This window comes from Streptomyces sp. NRRL B-24572 (assembly GCF_002156145.1).
GTDB lineage: Bacteria > Actinomycetota > Actinomycetes > Streptomycetales > Streptomycetaceae > Streptomyces > Streptomyces vietnamensis.
The window spans coordinates 24,564-42,769 of record NZ_MWIG01000051.1 but is presented as its reverse complement, the minus strand read 5'-3'; the positions used below and the strand labels follow the sequence as shown (position 1 = coordinate 42,769).

Annotated in this window: 15 protein-coding genes; 7 read left to right on the top strand and 8 right to left on the bottom strand. The window is 73.2% G+C overall.

Features of this window, described 5'->3' with window-relative positions; genetic code table 11:
- On the bottom strand, positions 1–231 hold a 231-nt coding region (locus CCN56_RS03495), incomplete at its 3' end, for an EamA family transporter (protein ID WP_179199669.1).
- Between the two features lie 99 nt (positions 232–330).
- Between CCN56_RS03495 and CCN56_RS03490 the strand changes: the two genes are divergently transcribed.
- Together CCN56_RS03490 and CCN56_RS03485 are read left to right on the top strand one after the other, a co-directional pair.
- Positions 331–1,242: a LysR family transcriptional regulator gene (locus tag CCN56_RS03490; RefSeq protein ID WP_041129333.1), complete on the top strand. Its 912-nt coding sequence runs from the start codon at positions 331–333 to the stop codon at positions 1,240–1,242.
- 166 nt (positions 1,243–1,408) lie between these two features.
- The gene (locus CCN56_RS03485; protein ID WP_086823431.1) at positions 1,409–3,244 is read left to right on the top strand and encodes a glycoside hydrolase family 3 protein; all 1,836 of its coding nucleotides are present in this window, start codon (positions 1,409–1,411) and stop codon (positions 3,242–3,244) included.
- 52 nt (positions 3,245–3,296) lie between these two features.
- Here CCN56_RS03485 and CCN56_RS03480 read toward each other — a convergent pair whose 3' ends face one another.
- On the bottom strand, positions 3,297–4,748 hold the full coding sequence (locus CCN56_RS03480) for a S28 family serine protease (RefSeq protein ID WP_086823428.1): 1,452 nt from the start codon (positions 4,746–4,748) through the stop codon (positions 3,297–3,299).
- Between the two features lie 189 nt (positions 4,749–4,937).
- On the opposite strand from CCN56_RS03480, the gene CCN56_RS03475 reads away from it, so the two are divergent.
- A complete protein-coding gene (locus CCN56_RS03475) occupies positions 4,938–5,948 on the top strand; it encodes a phosphotransferase family protein (RefSeq protein ID WP_086823423.1) in 1,011 nt (336 codons plus the stop codon).
- A 31-nt stretch (positions 5,949–5,979) separates the two neighbouring features.
- On the opposite strand, the gene CCN56_RS03470 is transcribed toward CCN56_RS03475, so the two are convergent.
- From CCN56_RS03470 to CCN56_RS03455, 4 genes are all read right to left on the bottom strand, one after another.
- Entirely contained in the window at positions 5,980–6,384 is a 405-nt protein-coding gene (locus CCN56_RS03470) for a hypothetical protein (protein WP_107484090.1), read from the bottom strand.
- A 78-nt stretch (positions 6,385–6,462) separates the two neighbouring features.
- Positions 6,463–6,816 (bottom strand): hypothetical protein, encoded by a 354-nt coding sequence (locus CCN56_RS03465; RefSeq protein ID WP_086823421.1) that lies wholly within the window; start codon positions 6,814–6,816, stop codon positions 6,463–6,465.
- Between the two features lie 95 nt (positions 6,817–6,911).
- Positions 6,912–10,643, bottom strand: a complete 3,732-nt coding sequence (locus tag CCN56_RS03460) for an ABC transporter ATP-binding protein (RefSeq protein WP_373412816.1) — start codon at positions 10,641–10,643, stop codon at positions 6,912–6,914.
- A gap of 90 nt (positions 10,644–10,733) precedes the next feature.
- Entirely contained in the window at positions 10,734–11,054 is a 321-nt protein-coding gene (locus CCN56_RS03455) for a hypothetical protein (RefSeq protein ID WP_086823418.1), read from the bottom strand.
- Between the two features lie 132 nt (positions 11,055–11,186).
- Here CCN56_RS03455 and CCN56_RS03450 point away from each other — a divergent pair, with 132 nt between their 5' ends.
- The gene (locus CCN56_RS03450; protein WP_086823415.1) at positions 11,187–11,558 is read left to right on the top strand and encodes a hypothetical protein; all 372 of its coding nucleotides are present in this window, start codon (positions 11,187–11,189) and stop codon (positions 11,556–11,558) included.
- Positions 11,559–11,608: 50 nt separating this feature from the next.
- On the opposite strand, the gene CCN56_RS03445 is transcribed toward CCN56_RS03450, so the two are convergent.
- Complete coding sequence (locus tag CCN56_RS03445; RefSeq protein WP_086823413.1) at positions 11,609–13,291, bottom strand: thiamine pyrophosphate-binding protein; 1,683 nt, start codon at positions 13,289–13,291, stop codon at positions 11,609–11,611.
- A 124-nt stretch (positions 13,292–13,415) separates the two neighbouring features.
- On the bottom strand, positions 13,416–14,399 hold the full coding sequence (speB, locus tag CCN56_RS03440) for an agmatinase (RefSeq protein ID WP_086823410.1): 984 nt from the start codon (positions 14,397–14,399) through the stop codon (positions 13,416–13,418).
- Between the two features lie 120 nt (positions 14,400–14,519).
- On the opposite strand from speB, the gene CCN56_RS03435 reads away from it, so the two are divergent.
- The 3 genes from CCN56_RS03435 to CCN56_RS03425 all read left to right on the top strand — a co-directional run bounded on the left by CCN56_RS03435 (position 14,520) and on the right by CCN56_RS03425 (position 18,189).
- Positions 14,520–16,082: a PucR family transcriptional regulator gene (locus CCN56_RS03435; RefSeq protein WP_086823439.1), complete on the top strand. Its 1,563-nt coding sequence runs from the start codon at positions 14,520–14,522 to the stop codon at positions 16,080–16,082.
- 76 nt (positions 16,083–16,158) lie between these two features.
- Positions 16,159–17,316, top strand: a complete 1,158-nt coding sequence (locus CCN56_RS03430; protein ID WP_041129344.1) for an acyl-CoA dehydrogenase family protein — start codon at positions 16,159–16,161, stop codon at positions 17,314–17,316.
- Positions 17,317–18,189: an acyl-CoA thioesterase II gene (locus CCN56_RS03425; RefSeq protein WP_086823407.1), complete on the top strand. Its 873-nt coding sequence runs from the start codon at positions 17,317–17,319 to the stop codon at positions 18,187–18,189. It abuts the gene before it with no gap.
- Positions 18,190–18,206 lie beyond the last annotated feature (17 nt).

The following is an 18,206-nucleotide window of genomic DNA, read 5'->3' as shown; positions in this document are numbered from 1 at the left end:
TCCCCAAGCTCTCAACTCCGTTCGCGCAGGGGAGGCCCCATCCCGGGCGACCTTCGGGCGGCCGACGAAGAACACCGCCGGCAGTGCGGCGACGAGGAAGCGGAGGGCGGAGAAGAGCAGCGGCGGGAAGTGGTCGAGGCCGATCTCGATGACGACGAAGTTGACTCCCCAGACGGCGGCGACCAGGACGGCGAGGGCGATGTGGGCGGGGGCGAGGCGTGCGGGGTGCATGCGGTCGAGCATGGCCGTCACCGATCGTGTAGCACCAGCACAGGTCTCTTCATGGTGGGATGAAGCATTCCTACATCGAGGACCCTTCGGAGCTGCCCCGTGCTGGATCTCGGTCGTCTGCGCGCCCTGCACGCCGTCGCCGTCCACGGCAGTGTCGGCGCCGCCGCCACCGCCCTCGGCTACACCCCGTCCGCGGTCTCGCAGCAGATCGCGAAGCTGGAGCGGGAGACCCGTACGACCCTGCTCGAACGCAGCGGGCGCGGCATCCGGCTCACCGATGACGCGCATCAACTCGCCGCCACCGCACGCCAGTTGCTGGCGCTCGTCGAGGAGGCGGAGGTACGGCTCGAAGAGCGGCGCGGGCGGCCCGCCGGGCGGCTCACGATCGCCTGCTTCGCGAGCGCGGCGCGCGGTCTGATGCCCCGGGTGCTCGCCGAGCTGGCCCGGCTCCACCCCGACCTCGACGCCCGCCTCTCGGAGGTGGACCCGCACCTCTCGGTCGACCTGGTGGCGCGGGGCGTGATCGACCTGGCGGTGGCGCACGACTGGGACATCGCGCCGCTGCCGGCGCCGCCGGGGGTCGAGCAGGTGGTCATCGGCGACGACCGGTGCGACATCCTCGTCCACCGGGACCATCCGCTGGCGGCGCGGGAGTCGGTGCGCCGGGAGGAGCTGGCGGCGGAGCGGTGGATCTCGCAGCCGCCGGGCACGGTCTGCCACGACTGGCTGACGCGGACGCTGCGGGCGACGGGGTACGAGCCGCTGATCGTCCATCAGGCCGAGGAGAACCACACGCAGGTGGCGCTCGTGGCGGCCGGTCTGGGGATCGCGCTCGTCCCGCGCCTGGGGCGCGGGGCGCTGCCGCCGGAGGTGGTGCCGGTGCGGCTCGACCCGGTGCCGACGCGCCGGCTGCACGCCATGTGGCGGACGGGTGCGGCGCGCCGCCCGGCGATCCGGGAGACGGTCCGTACGCTCCAGGAGCTCTGGCCCTCGATCGCCTCGGCCGGCTGAGGCGTCCGAGGCCGGCCGCGGCGCCCGCGGCCGACCGGGGCGGCCATGGTCTGCCGAGGCGATCGAGGGCGATTCCTGCGCGGGTCCTTGACCTGGCAGTTACTTTCGGGCTATCCGTGACACCTTGGAAGTTTCCTTCAACCTTGCACGGCCGGAAGGAGCATCAGTGCACCACCGCGCCCCCGCCCCCTCCCGACGCACCCTCCTCACGGTGACCGCCGCAGCCGCCGCGGCGGCCGTCACCGGCGCCCTCGCCCCCGCGGCCCGGGCCGAGACGGACTCGGAGTCGAACGACCTCGCGCTCCGGCGGATCATCGACCGGATGTCCCTCGAGGAGAAGGTCGGCCAGCTCTTCGTGATGCGGGTCTACGGGCACTCCGCCACCGCCCCCGACCAGGCCGACATCGACGCCAACCTCGCCGAGATCGGCGTCCGCACCGCCGCCGAGCTGGTCGAGCGCTACCACGTGGGCGGGGTCATCTACTTCTCCTGGGCCCACAACACCCGCGACCCGCAGCAGATCGCCGAGCTCTCCAACGGCATCCAGCAGGCCGCGCTCGCGCAGCCCACCCCGGTCCCGGTGCTCATCTCCACCGACCAGGAGCACGGCATCGTCTGCCGGGTCGGCAAGCCCGCCACCCTGCTGCCCGGGGCGATGGCCCTCGGCGCCGGGGGTTCGCACGCGGACGCCCGCAAGGCCGCGCAGATCGCGGGCGAGGAGCTCGCCGCCCTCGGCATCCGGCAGAACTACGCCCCGGTCGCCGACGTGAACGTCAACCCGGCCAACCCCGTCATCGGCGTCCGCTCCTTCGGCTCCGACCCGCAGGCCGTCGCCGGTCTCGTCGCCGCCCAGGTCAAGGGGTACCAGCGGGCCGGGGTCGCGGCCACCTCCAAGCACTTCCCGGGTCACGGCGACACCGCCGTCGACAGCCACTTCGGCCTGCCGACGATCACCCACACCCGGGAGCAGTGGGCGGAGCTCGACGCGCCGCCGTTCCGGTCGGCGATCGACGCCGGCATCGACTCGATCATGACCGCGCACATCGTGGTCCCCGCGCTCGACCCCAGCGAGGACCCGGCGACGCTCTCCCGGCCCATCCTCACCGGCATCCTCCGCGAACAGCTCGGCTACGACGGCGTGGTGGTCACCGACTCCCTCGGCATGGAGGGCGTACGCACCAAGTACGGGGACGAGCGCGTCCCGGTCCTCGCCCTGAAGGCCGGCGTGGACCAGCTGCTCAACCCGCCGAAGCTCGACGTGGCCTGGAACGCGGTCCTGAAGGCCGTCGGGGACGGCGAACTGACGGAGGCCCGGCTCGACGAATCGATCCTGCGGATCCTGCGGCTCAAGGCGAAGCTGGGCCTCTTCCGGCAGGCGTACGCGACCCGGGCGGGCGTCGAGCGGGTCGTCGGCACCGAGGAGCACCTCGCCCAGGCCGACCGGATCGCCGAGGCGACCACGACGCTCCTCCTCAACGAGGACGGCTTCCTGCCGCTGAGCCCGGCCTCCCACGGCTCGGTCCTCGTCGTCGGCGCCGACCCGGCCTCGCCGTCCGGTACGACGGGCCCGCCGACGAGGACGCTCGCGACGGCGCTGACGGAACTGGGCTTCACGGCGACGGCCCTGTCCACCGGGATCACGCCGACGGCGGCGAAGATCGAGGAGGCGGTGGCGGCGGCGGCCGGCAAGGACGTGGTGCTCGTCGGCACCTACAACGTCTCGGCCACGAGCCCGCAGCGGACGCTCGTGGCGCGGCTCGTCGCCACCGGGGTCCCCGTGGTGACGGTCGCGATCCGCAACCCGTACGACGTCGCCCGTCTCGGCGGCCAGCGGGCGACCCTCGCCGCGTACTCCTGGACGGACGTCGAACTCCGTGCGGCGGTCCGGGTCCTGGCGGGCGAGGCCCGGCCCCGGGGCCGGCTCCCGGTCCCGGTCCAGAGCGCGGAGGACCCGACGAAGGTGCTGTACCCGGTGGGGTACGGGCTGTCGTACGAGCGCTAGCGGTGAGCAGGGGGTGCGCCCGTCGGGCGCGCCCCCCGCTCGTGCCGGGAGGTTACGGCCGGAGGCCGTGTTCCCGGGTCGTGTCCTCGTCGACCGGCTGGTCGACGCGTGCGTCGAAGCGCGCCAACGGCTGCGCCGCCTGGACCGCCGGGGCGGAGACGCCGGCCCAGTCCAGGATGCGGGCGGTGGCGTTCGCGCGCTCGGACTCGACGAGTCCGGCGACGTTCGCGCCGTGGTTCATGCCCGGCGCCACGTACACGTACGAGTCACGCGCGCCCTTGTCGACGCGGAACTGCTCGGAGCCCCACGGGTCGTTGCCGCCGTAGACGAAGAGCATGTGGTTCGCGTTCTTGCGGACCCAGTCGTCGACGTCGCGCATGACCCACGGCTTGAACTTCATCGGGATCGAGCTCGGCACGAAGCTGCTGGCCGGCTGGTAGCCGTAGCGGGTCAGACCGTCGAGGTGCGGCTGCTTGATGGTGGGCGAGCCGAGCTCGGTGGCCGCCTGGTAGTAGTACGGCGTGTAGTACTCCAGGCCCTGGTCGGTGTACGCGGACCAGCCGGAGTACGCGTCGATCGTGTCGTACACGACGTCGTCGCTCGCGGTCGCCGCGTCCGGGATCTGGTCGCAGACGTCCTGGCCGTAGTACTGCCAGAAGCCCCACACGAAGTCGAGGACGACGGCCTCGTAGGCCTTGTCGAGCGAGCCGACCGTGTTGAAGGTGGCGCCCTCGGACTCGGCCCAGGCCTTGTACTTCTTCTCCAGCGGCTCGCGGCGGACGAGGGCCTCGCGCTGCATGTTGTTCAGGCGGTCGCGGCAGTCCTTCGTGCCGACGGTCTCGAAGAACCGGTCGTAGGCCGAGTCCTCCTTGTTGACCACGTCGTTCGGGGCCACGTACGCGACGACGCCGTCCATGTCGCGCGGGTAGAAGCGCTCGTAGTACGTGGCGGTCATGCCGCCCTTCGAGCCGCCGGTGGCCAGCCAGTTCTTCCCGTAGATCGACTTCAGCGCCGTGTAGATGCGGTGCTGGTCGCTGGCCGCCTGCCAGATGTCCAGCTTCGACCAGTCGGCCGGCGCCGGGCGGGACGGCGTGAAGAAGCGGTACTCCATGGAGACCTGGTTGCCGTCGATGATCCGGGTCGGCTCGGTCCGGCTCGGCGTGGTGGAGAGACCGTAGCCGCTGGTGCGGAAGACGGTGGGGCGGCTCGTGTCCTTGTGGAGGATCGAGATCCGCTGCTGGAACGTGCCCAGCCACGGGCGCTTGTGGTCGATCGGCTGCTCGTAGTTGAGGACGAAGTAGCGGTAGCCCGCGTACGGCTTCTCCTCGATCAGGCTCATCCCGGGGATCGCCAGGATGCGGTCCTTGATGTCGGTGCTCGTGCTCTGCGAGTCGACGACGGTCGCGCTGCCGGTCTCCGTGTCCGCGGCGGTGGCCACACCGGACGACCCCACGGTGCCTATGAGCACCGAAAGCGACAGCGCCCATCTCAGCGACTTGCGCATTCACCCTCCCCTTGGTTCACAACGGTGTCGCGAACCTAGCGGGGACAACGTGCGGACCGCCAGCCCCAGTTGATCCTTACCCGTGGACTTTCCTGACTTCTCCGCACATCACTCGTACGGGTGAGGGGAGGGACGGTGGCCCCGGGAAACCTCGTTGCCGCCCGGGGCCCCCGTCCGGATCATGTGGCCATGGGGAAACAGGCGAGTACGGAGACCATCGGAGCACCTGCGGCTACGGCTACGTCCGCGCCCGCGGCCGCGGGCGTGCGCGTGGACTGGTGGGCCGTTCCCGCCGGCGTGAGGAGCCGGGTCGAGGCGGCCCTGGGATCCCCCGTGGAGAGTGCCGTCACCCAGGCCGGCGGCTTCTCGCCCGGCGTCGCCGCCCGTGTGCGCCTCGTCGACGGACGGCGGGTGTTCGTGAAGGCGGTGGGACCCGAACCCAACCCCGACACTCCCGCCCTCCATCGGGCGGAGGCCGGGATCACGGCGGCCCTGCCGGTCACCGCTCCCGCGCCGTCGCTGCTCCTGACCCTGGAGCACGAAGGCTGGGTCGTCCTGGTCCTCGAGGACGTGGACGGCAGGGCGCCGGCCCAGCCGTGGCGGCCGGACGAGCTCCGGCGTGTCCTTGCCGCGGCCGCCGAGCTGTCCGTACTGCTCGATCCTTCGCCGATCGAGGCGCCGACCCTCGCCGACCGGTTCGGTGAGAAGTTCCAGGGCTGGCGTCGTCTTTCCGCCGCTTCCGCGGAGGGGGCGGACGACCTGTCGTGGCTCGACCCCTGGGCGCGACGCCACATCGGACGTCTCGTCGACCGAGAAGCCGCCTGGACCGCCGCCGCGGCCGGCGATGTCCTGGTCCACGGCGATCTGCGTGCGGACAACGTGCTGCTGACCGATGACCGCGTCGTGGTCGTCGACTGGCCGTGGGCCTCGCTCGGTGCCGGGTGGTTCGACGTCGTGGCGATGGGCCCGAGCGTGATCATGCAGGGCGTCCCGGACACGACGAGTGTGCTCGACCGGCATCTCCACGCCCGGGGCGCCGACCCCGACGACGTGACCACCGTCCTCATCGCCCTGGCCGGCTACTTCCTTCGCCAGTCCGTCCAGGCCCCGCCGCCGGGGCTGCCGACCTTGCGGGGCTTCCAGCGCGCCCAGGGCGAAGCCGCCCTGAAGTGGGTGCGCGAGCGGACAGGGTGGCGTTAGCGGACCGGCCTCGCGCGACGGGGCTTCGGCATCAGCACAGGATCCAGCCCGTCGTCGTTCCCCGGCCCGCCACCGAACCGGTCGCCCGGACGCAGCGGTTGAGCGCGTGGACGGTCAGGGGGCCCGCCTGCCGGTCGAAGCGGCCCGACCGGACGACGGGGTGGCCGCCGCGCGGCTGGAGCGAGACGGCCATCGGGCGGCGGGGGCCCGGCCGTTTGGCGACGGTGACGGCGCAGACGTACTGGCGGGTCCGGTAGAGGCGCAGCTCGCCGGTGGCGAAGGCGATCGTCCGGGTGGGCCGGCCCTGGCAGACGGAGGCGGCGTCGGCCACCCCGCCACCGGGGCCGGGTCCGGGGAGGAGGAGCAGCGCGAGGGCGGCGAGGAGCGGGACGAGTATGCGGGCGAGCGCGCGGGACGTGCCGGTGTCCGTGGTCATGCGTTCCCCTCCCGGGCGAGTCGTCGTACGGCCGTACGACGCACGAGGTCCCGGAATGGTTGCCTCCACATGTATCCGTCAGCCGAAGGTCGTCATGACCAGCAGCAGGAAGACGAACTCCGCGCCGAGCTGGGTCCAGACCGCGGCCCGGCGGACGGTGGCGCGGTCCGCGCCCTGGGCGATCGCGAAGGCCACGGCCGCCACCACCAGGCTCACGACGTACGGGTAGCCGGGGGTCGAGCCGCATCCCTCCCCGTACTCGATGCAGCGGCCCGCGTTCTCCGCGGTGAGGGCGACGATTCCGGCGAGCACGGCCGCCGGGACGAACAGCCCGGCCCAGATCACGGAGCGCTTCCGGAGGCGCGCGCCCTCGACGTCCGGCGGGGTGACGGGGACGGGCGAGGCGGCGCGGGCGCGGGGGTCGTGGCTCATGTCCCCGATTCAAGCCCGCGGGACGACGGCGGGGGATCCGCCGGGATACTCACCCGGCGGATCCCCCGTACTCAGACGCGGTCCCGGACCAAGCCTCAGACCCGCTCCGGCTCCGCCTCCCCGATGAACGTGTTCCACAGCGTCGCGTACCGGCCGCCCAGGGCCAGGAGTTCGTCGTGGGTGCCGTCCTCCGCGACCCGGCCGTGGTCCATCACGACCACCCGGTCCGCGCGCGCGGCCGTCGTCAGGCGGTGGGCGACGACGAGGGTCGTGCGGCGGCCCGCGAGCCGGTCGGTGGCCTGGTTGACCTGGGCCTCGGTCGCCAGGTCCAGGGCCGCCGTGGCCTCGTCCAGGAGCAGGATGTCCGGGTCGACGAGCTCGGCGCGGGCGAGCGCGATCAGCTGGCGCTGACCGGCGGAGAGGTTGCGGCCGCGCTCGGCGACCTCGTGGAGGTAGCCGCCGTCGAGCGTGGCGATCATGTCGTGCGCGCCGACCGCGCGGGCCGCCGCCTCGACCTCGGCGTCGGTCGCCTCGGGGCGGCCGTACGCGATGGCGTCGCGGATCGTCCCGGCGAAGAGGTACGCCTCCTGGGGGACGACGCCGAGCCGGTGGCGGTACGCGGTGAGGTCGAGGTCCCGCAGGTCGGTGCCGTCGGCGGTGATCCGGCCGCCCGTCGGGTCGTAGAACCGGGCGACCAGCTTGACCAGCGTGGACTTGCCGGCGCCGGTCTCGCCGACGAAGGCGACGGTCTGCCCGGCCGGGATGCGGAGATCGATCCCGGTGAGGGCCTCTTCCTCGTCCCCGTACGCGAACGAGACGTCCTCGAACGCGATCTCGCCGCGCAGCGAAAGCACGTCCAGGGGCGCGTCGGCGGCGGCCGTCGACGTCGGCTCCTGGAGGAGCTCCTGCATCCGCTTCAGCGAGACGGCGGCCTGCTGGTAGCCGTCGAAGACCTGCGAGAGCTGCTGCACGGGCGCGAAGAAGAGGTCGATGTAGAGGAGGTAGGCGACGAGGGCGCCGGTGGTGAGGGTGCCGGCCTCGATGCGGTTCGCGCCGACGATCAGGACGGCGGCGGCCGCGACGGAGGACAGCAGGGTCACGAAGGGGAAGTAGACCGAGATCAGCCACTGGCCCCGGACGCGCGCCTCGCGGTACGAGTCGCTGCGCTCCGCGAACCGGGCCGCGCCCGAGCGCTCGCGGCGGAAGGCCTGCACGATCCGCAGGCCGGAGACGGACTCCTGGAGGTCGGCGTTGACGACGCTGATCCGCTCGCGCGCCAGCTCGTACGCCTTCACGCTGGAGCGGCGGAAGTAGTACGTGCCGATGGCGAGGACCGGCAGGGTCGCGAAGACGACCAGGGCGAGCTGGAGGTCGAGCACGAGCAGCGCGACCATGATCCCGAAGAAGGTCACGACCGAGACGAAGGCGGTGACCAGGCCCGTCTGCAGGAAGGTCGACAGGGCGTCGACGTCCGTGGTCATCCGGGTCATGATCCGGCCGGTGAGCTCGCGCTCGTAGTAGTCGAGGCCGAGCCGCTGGAGCTGGGCGAAGATCTTCAGGCGCAGCGCGTACAGCACCCGCTCGCCGGTGCGGCCGGTCATCCGGGTCTCGGCGGTCTGCGCGACCCACTGCACGAGGACGGTGACCAGGGCGAGCGCGGAGGCCGCCCACACGGCGCCGATGGCGAGCCGGTTCACGCCCTCGTCGATGCCGTGCCGGATCAGGACCGGGAGCAGCAGGCCCGCGCCCGCGTCGAGGGCGACAAGACCGAGGCTGATGAGCAGCGGGACGCCGAAGCCGCGCAGGAGCCGGCGCAGCCCGTACGCGTCCTCGGGCGACACGGCCCGGGCCTCGTCGATGTCCGGGGTGTCGGTGGCCGGCGGCAGCGCCTCGACGGCGGCGAGGAGCTCGGGGGTGGCTCCGGGCGCGGGGGTCTCGCGGCCGGTGGTCTCGTCCCGTACCCACAGGGTCGGGGTGATGCCCCGCTCGGCGTCGAACTCGGCGTCCAGCTCGGCCCGCAGCGTGCGGTCCTCGGGGAGCTCGTCCGGCGGGGTGAGGTGGCCGGGCGAGACGGCGCCGAGCTCCTCGGGGTCGGTGAGGAGGCGGCGGAAGAGCGGGGAGCGCTGCTCCAGCTCGGCGTGGGTGCCGATGTCGGCGAGGCGGCCGTCCTCCAGGACGGCGATGCGGTCGGCGAGGCCGAGGGTGGAGCGGCGGTGTGCGATGAGCAGGGTCGTACGGCCCGCCATCACCGACTTCAGGGCCTCGTGGATCTCGTGCTCGACCTTGGCGTCGACGGCCGAGGTGGCGTCGTCGAGGAGGAGGAGCCGGGGGTCGGTGAGGATCGCGCGGGCGAGGGCGACGCGCTGGCGCTGGCCGCCGGAGAGGGTGAGGCCGTGCTCGCCGACCTTGGTGTCGTACCCGTCGGGGAGATCGGCGATGAAACGGTCCGCCTGGGCGGCGCGGGCGGCGGTCTCGATCTGCTCGCGGGTGGCGTCGGGGACGCCGTACGCGATGTTCGCGGCGACCGTGTCGGAGAAGAGGAAGGAGTCCTCGGGGACGAGGCCGACGGCGGCGCGCAGCGAGTCGAGGGTGAGCTCGCGGACGTCGTGGCCGCCGACGAGGACGGCGCCGTGGGTGACGTCGTAGAAGCGGGGCAGGAGGAGCGAGACGGTGGACTTGCCGGAGCCGGAGGCGCCGACGACGGCGACGGTCTCGCCCTGGCGGATCTCCAGCGAGAAGCCTTCGAGGACGGGCCGCCCGTCCTCGTACGCGAAGCTCACGTCGTCGAACTCGACGGTCGCGGGCGCGTCGGCGGGCAGCTCCTTGGTGCCGTCCTTGATGGTCGGCTCGGTGTCGATGAGGTCGTAGACCCGCTCGACGCCGGCGCGGGCCTGCTGGCCGACGGTGAGGACCATGGCGAGCATGCGGACCGGGCCGACGAGGGAGGCCAGGTAGGCGGAGAAGGCGACGAAGGTGCCGAGGGTGATCTGGTGCCGGTAGGCGAGCCAGCCGCCGAGCGCGAGGACGGCGACCTGGCCGAGGGCCGGGACGGCCTGGAGCGCCGGGGTGTACTTCGAGTTCAGCCGGATCGTCCGCAGGCGCCCCGCGAACAGCTTCCGCCCGGCCTCGCGGATCTTGCCGGTCTCCTGGTCCTCCTGGCCGAAGCCCTTGACGACCCGGACGCCGGTCACGGCCCCGTCGACGACCCCGGCGACGACGGCGGCCTGCTGCTGCGCGTGCCAGGTCGCCGGGTGGAGGCGGGTGCGGCTGCGCTTGGCGATCCACCAGAGGGCGGGGGCGACGGCGAGCGCGACGAGGGTGAGCGGGATCGACAGGTAGGCCATGACGGCCAGCGAGATGAGGAAGAGCAGGATGTTCCCGATCGTCATCGGGAGCATGAAGAGAAGACCTTGGATGAGTTGCAGGTCGCTGGTGGCCCGCCCGACGACCTGCCCGGTGGACAGCTCGTCCTGCCGCCGCCCGTCGAGCCGGGTGACGGTCTCGTACATGTCGGTCCGCAGGTCGTGCTGGACGTCGAGGGCGAGGCGGCCGCCGTAGTAGCGGCGGACGTAGGTGAGGGCGTAGACGAGGACGGCGGAGCCGAGGAGCAGCCCCGTCCAGACGCCGAGGCTCCGGGTCTTCGTCCCGATGACGTCGTCGATGATCACCTTGGTGACGAGCGGCACGAGCGCGAGCACGGCCATGCCGACGAGGGACGACCCGAGCGCGAGCAGCGTGTTCGCCTTGTACCGCCACGCGTACCCGGCCAGCCTGCGCGCCCAGCCCTGCTGTTTCCGATCCGGCTCTTTGTGCCCCACCGCCGCCACGAAGGCCTCCCGTTCGTCCTGCTCTACCGGAAGGCCCAACACGGCCGACGTGCGATTTCATCCCGCCGCAACAAATACGGGACCGTGGTCCTAGGACCACCAGCAGGTGCAGGAGGCCGCGAGGAACGCCAGGACGGCCACGACCCCGAAGGCGACGGTGGCGGCGGCCGCCAGCCGTCCCTTGCGGCGCCGCCCGGGCCCGCGGAAGGCCTCCATGGCCCCGTACCCGACGAACAGCACGAACAGCCCGCCTGCGGTGGCGGTCCCCGCGGGGCTGACGCGCATCCCCTGGATCACCAGGAATCCGACGCCGAGCAGCACCCCGAAGACGAGCAGACAGGCGAGGGCCTCCCCGACGAGCTCCCCCACGAACTCGCCGATGCCCTTCGCCACCTTCACCAGCACGCGCATCACGGCTCCCCCCGTCGCTGCCACGGCCCCTTCGGGGACTGGGACCGCGGCAGCGGCGCGAAGGTTGCCCGCACGGGCGGGAGCGGTTGTGGGTAGGAGGCCCGTGGCACAGCCGAGCGGAAGGGAGAGCGCATGGCACGGGTCGAGGACGGGAGGGCGTACCAGTGGGGACGGCTGTACGCGGCGCTGCGGGCGGTACGGGGGTTCGCGACGGCGGGCCGGTTGACACCGGTGACGGACAGGGACCTGAGGAAGACGACGGACAGCCCGCGGGCGGCCTTCCTGGAATTCCTGCGAGATGCAGGACCCGACGTACTGACCGCGCGGGAGCGGGGCGGGGCCGTCGCCGAAGCGGCGGCGGAGGCCTTCGCCGACGTGGCGCGGCTGATACCCCCCAAGGCCATGAGCCGCGAGAACGTGAGGGCGGAGGCGGAGCACTTCCGCCAGGGGTACGAGGCCCAGCTCGCCGAGTACCGGAAGGCCTGGGAGGGGCTCGTCGACTGAGCGGGTGACCCGCCCGGCCCCCCACGGGCCGGGCGGGTCACCCGCACCCGTCACAGGTGCGTCGGCTCGAACATCCTCAGGAGGGCCGGGAGGACCACCACCGACGGGCCCGGGGTGGCGAGGGCCTTCGCCAGGTCCGCCGTCAGGGACTCCGGGGTCGTCAGGGTCGCCGGGACGCCGAAGGACTCGGCGAGGGCCACGAAGTCCGGGCGGGACAGTTCGGTGGCCGTGGCCTCGCCGAACGCGCCCGTCATGTACTCGCGCAGGATCCCGTAGCCGCCGTCGTCGACGATCAGCCAGGTCACGTCGAGGCCGTACTGCTTCGCCGTCGCCAGCTCCGCGATCGAGTACATCGCGCCGCCGTCGCCGGAGACCGCGAGGACCGGCCGGGACGGGTCGGCGGCGGCCGCGCCGAGGGCGGCGGGGAAGCCGTAGCCGAGGCCGCCGGCGCCCTGGGCCGAGTGCATCGTGTTCGGGTGCCGCGCGTCGAAGGCCGACCACGCCCAGTACGCCAGGATCGTCATGTCCCAGAAGCTCGGCGCCCGGTCCGGCAGCGCCTCCCGTACGGCCGCGACGATCCGCTGCTCCAGGCCGAGGTCCTGGGCCGCGATCCGGTCCCGGACCTTGCCCAGGACCGCCGAGACCCGCTCCGGGGCCGTCGGGTCCTCACGGGTCCCGACCGTCTCCAGGAGCGCCTGGAGCGCGAGGCGGGCGTCCGCGTGGATGCCGAGCGCCGGGTGGTTGGACTCCAGCTTGCCCGCGTCGGCCTCGATCTGGATCACCCGGCCGCGCGGGGCGAACGTGTGGTAGTTCGAGGACAGCTCGCCGAGGCCCGAGCCGACGACGAGGAGGACGTCGGCGTCCTCCAGGAAGTCCGTCGTGTGCTGGTCCTCCAGCCAGGACTGGAGCGACAGCGGGTGCTCCCACGGGAAGGCGCCCTTGCCGCCGAAGGTGGTGACGACGGGCGCGTCGATCTTCTCGGCGAGCGCGAGGAGCTTGCCGGAGGCGTCGGAGCGGACGACGCCGCCGCCCGCGATGATCGCGGGCCGCTCGGCGTTCGCCAGGAGGTGCGCCGCGACCGCCGTCAGCTCGGGGCGCGGGACGACGTCCTCGGGGGTCGCGTCCATGGCCGTGACGACGGGGATCGTCGTCTCCGCGAGGAGGACGTCCTGCGGGATCTCCACCCAGACCGGGCCGTGCGGGGCGGTGAGCGCCGACTCCCAGGCCGCCGCGATCGCGGACGGGATCTGGGACTGCGTACGGACCGTGTGGACGGACTTCACGACGTCGCGGAACGAGGCCTGCTGGTCGCGGAGCTCGTGCAGGTAGCCGTGCCGGCCGCCGCCGAGCCCGGCCACCGGGATCTGGCTGCCGATCGCGAGGACGGGGGCGGAGGCGGCGGCCGCCTCCTGGAGCGCGGCGAGCGACATGAGCGCGCCGGGGCCGGTGGAGAGCAGCAGCGGGGCGGCCTCGCCGGTGATCCGGCCGTACGCGTCGGCGGCGAAGCCGGCGTTGTTCTCGACGCGGAGGCCGACGTAGCGGAGGTCGGAGCGGCGCAGGGCGTCGAACATGCCGAGGGCGTGCTGGCCGGGGAGGCCGAAGACCGTCGTGGCGCCGAGGCCGGTGAGGGTCTCTACGACGAGGTCGCCGCCGTTGCGGCCGGGGGGCGGGTTCAGGGCCGCATCCGTCTGGGCCGCGGTGGGCCGGAGCACGAGGTCGTGGTCGTGGGTCATGGAGGCGTCCCTTCGGGGATGGCGGTCAGGACGTGGGCAGGCGTTCCGCAGGGCGGAACGGGCGGGCACGACCCGACCACCGGGCCGCACCCCACCACGTACCTGAGCCCGCTGCCGCCCGAGGTTACTTCGCGTCTGCGGCGCGGCCCGCAGCGATCTGGCGGGACATGATCGTCGTCAGTTCGTACGCCGTGTGCGACGCGGCGACCGCCGTGATCTCGGCGTGGTCGTACGCCGGGGCGACCTCGACGACGTCGGCGGAGACCAGGTTGCAGGAGGAGAGGCCGCGGAGGATCTCCAGGAGCTCGCGGGAGGTCATGCCGCCGGCCTCGGGGGTGCCGGTGCCGGGGGCGTGGGCCGGGTCGAGGCAGTCGATGTCGATGGAGATGTACAGCGGGCGGTCGCCGATGCGCTGGCGCAGCTGGTCGGCGACCTCGTCGGCGCCGCGGCGGTAGACGTCGGAGGACGTCACGATGCCGAAGCCGAGCTTCTCGTCGTCGGTGAGGTCCTGCTTGCCGTAGAGCGGGCCGCGGGTGCCGACGTGGGAGAGGGCGGAGGTGTCGAGGATGCCCTCCTCGACGGCGCGGCGGAACGGGGTGCCGTGGGTGTACTCGGCGCCGAAGTAGGTGTCCCAGGTGTCGAGGTGCGCGTCGAAGTGGAGCAGGGCGACGGGGCCGTGCTTCTTGGCGACGGAGCGCAGCAGCGGCAGGGCGATGGTGTGGTCGCCGCCGAGGGTCATCATGCGGGCGCCGGTGCCGAGGAGGTCGTCGGCGGCGGCCTCGATGGTCTCGACGGCCTCGTTGATGTTGAACGGGTTGGCGGCGATGTCACCGGCGTCCGCGACCTGGGCGAGGGCGAAGGGGGAGGCGTCCTGCGCGGGGTTGTAGGGGCGCAGGAGGCGGGAGGCCTCGCGGATGGCGTTGCCGCCGAAGCGGGCGCCGGGGCGGTAGGAGACGCCGGTGTCGAAGGGGACGCCGACCACGGCGACGTCGGCGGTGCCGACCTCGTCGAGGCGCGGCAGCCGGGCGAACGTCGCGGGACCGGCGTACCGCGGGATGCGGGACGAGTCGATCGGGCCGCGGAAGGCGTTCTGGTCGCTGCTGCTCATGGTCGGGGTCCTCCTGGGAGTGTCGGTGGGTCCGGCTCGACAGTAAATGGCCCGAAAGAGACATTGAAGTGTACGTTCCCTCCACTGCACGGACAGTTGATGTACGAAGGGTCCATCTCGATGACCGCACCCACCCCGGCGACCGCGGCGACCGCACCGGAGCCCGGCTCCACTCCCCCGGCGCCGCCGGTGTCGCTCGCCGCGCTGCTCGCCCGCCCCGACCTGGGGCTCAGGCTGCTCGCCGGGCCCGAGGACGTCCCGCTGCACTGGGTGCACACCTCGGAGATGGCCGACCCGTATCCGTATCTGCTCGGCGGCGAGCTGCTCATGACGGCCGGCGTGCAGCTCACCGATCCGGCGCACTACGTCGAGCGGGTCGTGGAGGCGGGGGCGGCGGCGCTCGCCTTCGGGGTGACGCCGGTCTACGACACGGTGCCGCGGGAGCTCGTCGCCGCGTGCGAGCGGCACGGCCTGCCGCTCGTGGAGGTCCCTCCCCGGACCCCGTTCACGGCGGTGGCGCGGGCGCTGTGGCGGCTGATGGCGGAGGCCCGGCTGCACGAGCTGCGCCGGGTGACCGAGGCCCAGCAGTCCCTGGCGGCGGCCGCGGCCCGGCCGGCCCCGGTCCCGGCGGTGCTCGGCGCGCTCGCCTCGCGGCTCGGCGGGCGTGCGGTGCTGTTCGGGGCGGACGGCACGGAGTCGGCGGCGGCCGGCCGGGAGGTCCCGGCGGAGGCGGCGCGGGCCCTGCGGGACCTGGCGGGGGTGCTCGGGCCGCGCCCGGGCGGACCGGCGTCGGCGAGCGGGGACGGCGGCGGGCTGCGGCTCGCCGCGTACGCGCTCGGCGGCGGGGAGGGCCTGACGCTGGGGGTGGCGACGGAGCGGCGCGGCCCGGGCGACCACACGATCGCGGGCGTCGCGGTGGTCCTGCTCTCCCTGCTCACGGCCCCGCACCGGGGCGCGGACGTGACCGTGCGGGACGGGGCCCTGGTCCGGCTGCTGCTCGGCGCGCCCCCGGCGGAGGTCGCGGGCGCGCTGGGCCCGGGCCCCTGGACGGTGGTCCACGCGCGCGGCGGCGACGGCACCCCGTTCGCGGCGGCGAGCCTGGCGGCGGCCCTCGGGACCCCGCTGGTGGCCACGGACGTGGCCGCGGACGTGGCCACGGGCGCGACACCGGCCGCGACACCGGCGGGCCCCGGCCCGGGCCCGGACACCCCGGGCGCCGTGCGCCCCGGCACCGTGCGCCTCCTCCTGCCCTCCTCCGCCCCCGTCACCGCCCAGCAGGGCTGGACCCTCGGCGCGAGCGCCCCGGTGGCGGCCTCGGAGCTCGCGGCCGGGGACGCCCAGGCGGCCCGGGCACTGCGCAGGGCGGAGGCGTCCCGGGCGGCCCTGGTCCGGCACCGCGCCAACGGCTTCGCCTCGCTGGTGGACCGCGACGAGGCCGCCGCGTACGCCCGGGACGTGCTGGCCCCGCTCACCGAACCCCTCGTCGAGACGCTCCGGGTCTGGCTCTCCCTGCACGGCAGCTGGGACCGGACGGCGGTGGCGACCGGCCTGCACCGCAACACCGTCCGCCAGCGCATCGCCCGCTGCGCGGCGCTCCTCGACCGGGACCTGGACGATCCGGACGTACGGATGGAGCTGTGGTTCGCATTGCACTCGGCACCGAACGCTGGACAGAGGGGTTGACCGGTCGGTAACTTCGTACTCAACAACACTGAGCAAGCGCTTAGACAACTGGCCCGCACACCGGAGGAGTCGCACCGTGCGCCGTACCGTATTCAACGAGGACCACGAGGCGTTCCGGGAGACCATCCGCGCCTTCATCGAGGCCGAGGTCGTCCCCGTCTACGACGAGTGGTTCGCCGCGGGCCAGGCGCCGCGCGAGTTCTACGACAAGCTCGGCGAGCTCGGCATCTTCGGCATCAACGTCCCCGAGGAGTTCGGCGGCGCGGGCCTGGACACCCACAAGTTCGAGGCCGTCCTGTACGAGGAGACCTCGCGCGCCGGCGTCCAGTTCGGCGGCTCCGGCGTCCACGTGCTGCTCGCCCTGCCGTACATCAAGATGCTCGCCACCGACGAGCAGAAGAAGCGCTTCCTGCCGAAGTTCGTCACCGGCGAGGAGATGTGGGCCCTCGCGATGACCGAGCCGGGCACCGGCTCCGACGTCGCGGGCATGAAGACCACCGCCAAGCTCTCCGAGGACGGCACCCACTACGTCCTCAACGGCGCCAAGACCTTCATCACCGGCGGCGTCCACGCCGACCGCGTGATCGTCTGCGCCCGCACCTCCGCCCCGTCCGAGGACGACCGCCGCTTCGGCATCTCCCTCTTCGCCGTCGACACCAAGTCCGAGGGCTACTCCATCGGCCGCAAGCTCGACAAGCTCGGCCTGCGCACCTCCGACACCGCCGAGCTGGCCTTCGTCGACGTCAAGGTGCCCGCCGAGGACCTGCTCGGCGAGGAGGGCAAGGGCTTCTACTACCTCGGCCACAACCTGGCCTCCGAGCGCTGGGGCATCGCCTTCGGCGCCTACGCCCAGGCCAAGGCCGCCGTCCGCTTCGCCCAGCAGTACGTCACGGACCGCACGGTCTTCGGCAAGCCGGTCGCCTCCTTCCAGAACACCAAGTTCGAGCTGGCCGCCTGCCAGGCCGAGGTCGACGCCGCCGAGGCCGTCGCCGACCGCGCCCTGGAGGCCCTGGACGCGGGCGAGCTGTCCCCCGCCGAGGCCGCCAGCGCCAAGCTGTTCTGCACCGAGGTCGCGCACCGCGTCATCGACCGCTGCCTCCAGCTGCACGGCGGCTACGGCTACATGAACGAGTACCCGATCGCCCGCCTGTACGCCGACAACCGCGTCAACCGCATCTACGGCGGCACCAGCGAGATCATGAAGTCGATCATCGCGAAGTCGATGGGCCTGTAAGTGCCGCAACCGCACACGGCACTGGATGACCTGCTCGATCTGCTCGACCTGGAGCGGATCGAGCAGGACATCTTCCGGGGCGAGTCCCGCTCCTCGATCGTCCCCCGCGTCTTCGGCGGCCAGGTGGCCGCCCAGGCGCTGGTGGCGGCGGGCCGGACCGTCCCCGGGGACCGCCTCGCACACTCGCTCCACGCGTACTTCCTGCGGCCCGGCGACCCGGGCGCGCCGATCGTCTACACGGTCGACCGCATCCGCGACGGCCGCTCCTTCACCACCCGCCGGGTCGTGGCCGTCCAGCACGGGCAGCCGATCTTCCACCTCTCCGCGTCCTTCCAGACGTACGAGGAGGGGCTCGACCACCAGGTGGAGATGCCGGCAGCGCCGGATCCGGAGTCGCTGCCCACGCCGGCCGAGATGCTCCCCCGCCACCTCCCCCGCGAGGTCGCGGACCGGCTGATCGAGGCCAGGGCGGCGGTGGACCTGCGCTACGCCGAGACGCCCCCGTGGGGGACGGTCGGGCAGCCGCGCGAACCGCGCTCCCAGGTCTGGTTCCGCACCAACGGCAAACTGGCCGACGACCCGCTCCTGCACGTCGTCCTCGCCACGTACGTCTCCGACATGACGCTGCTCGACTCGGTCCTCCTCGCCCACGGGCGCGGCGGCTGGGCCGTCGGCGACGTCGTCGGGGCGTCCCTGGACCACGCCATGTGGTTCCACCGCCCCTTCCGGGCCGACGAATGGCTCCTGTACGACCAGGAGTCGCCGACCGCGTCCGGCGGGCGCGGCCTCGGGCAGGCCCGGATCTTCACCCAGGACGGACGCCTGGCGATCTCCGTCATCCAGGAGGGTGTCGTTCGCGTCCCGCGCCACTGACCGGACATACCGTCCGA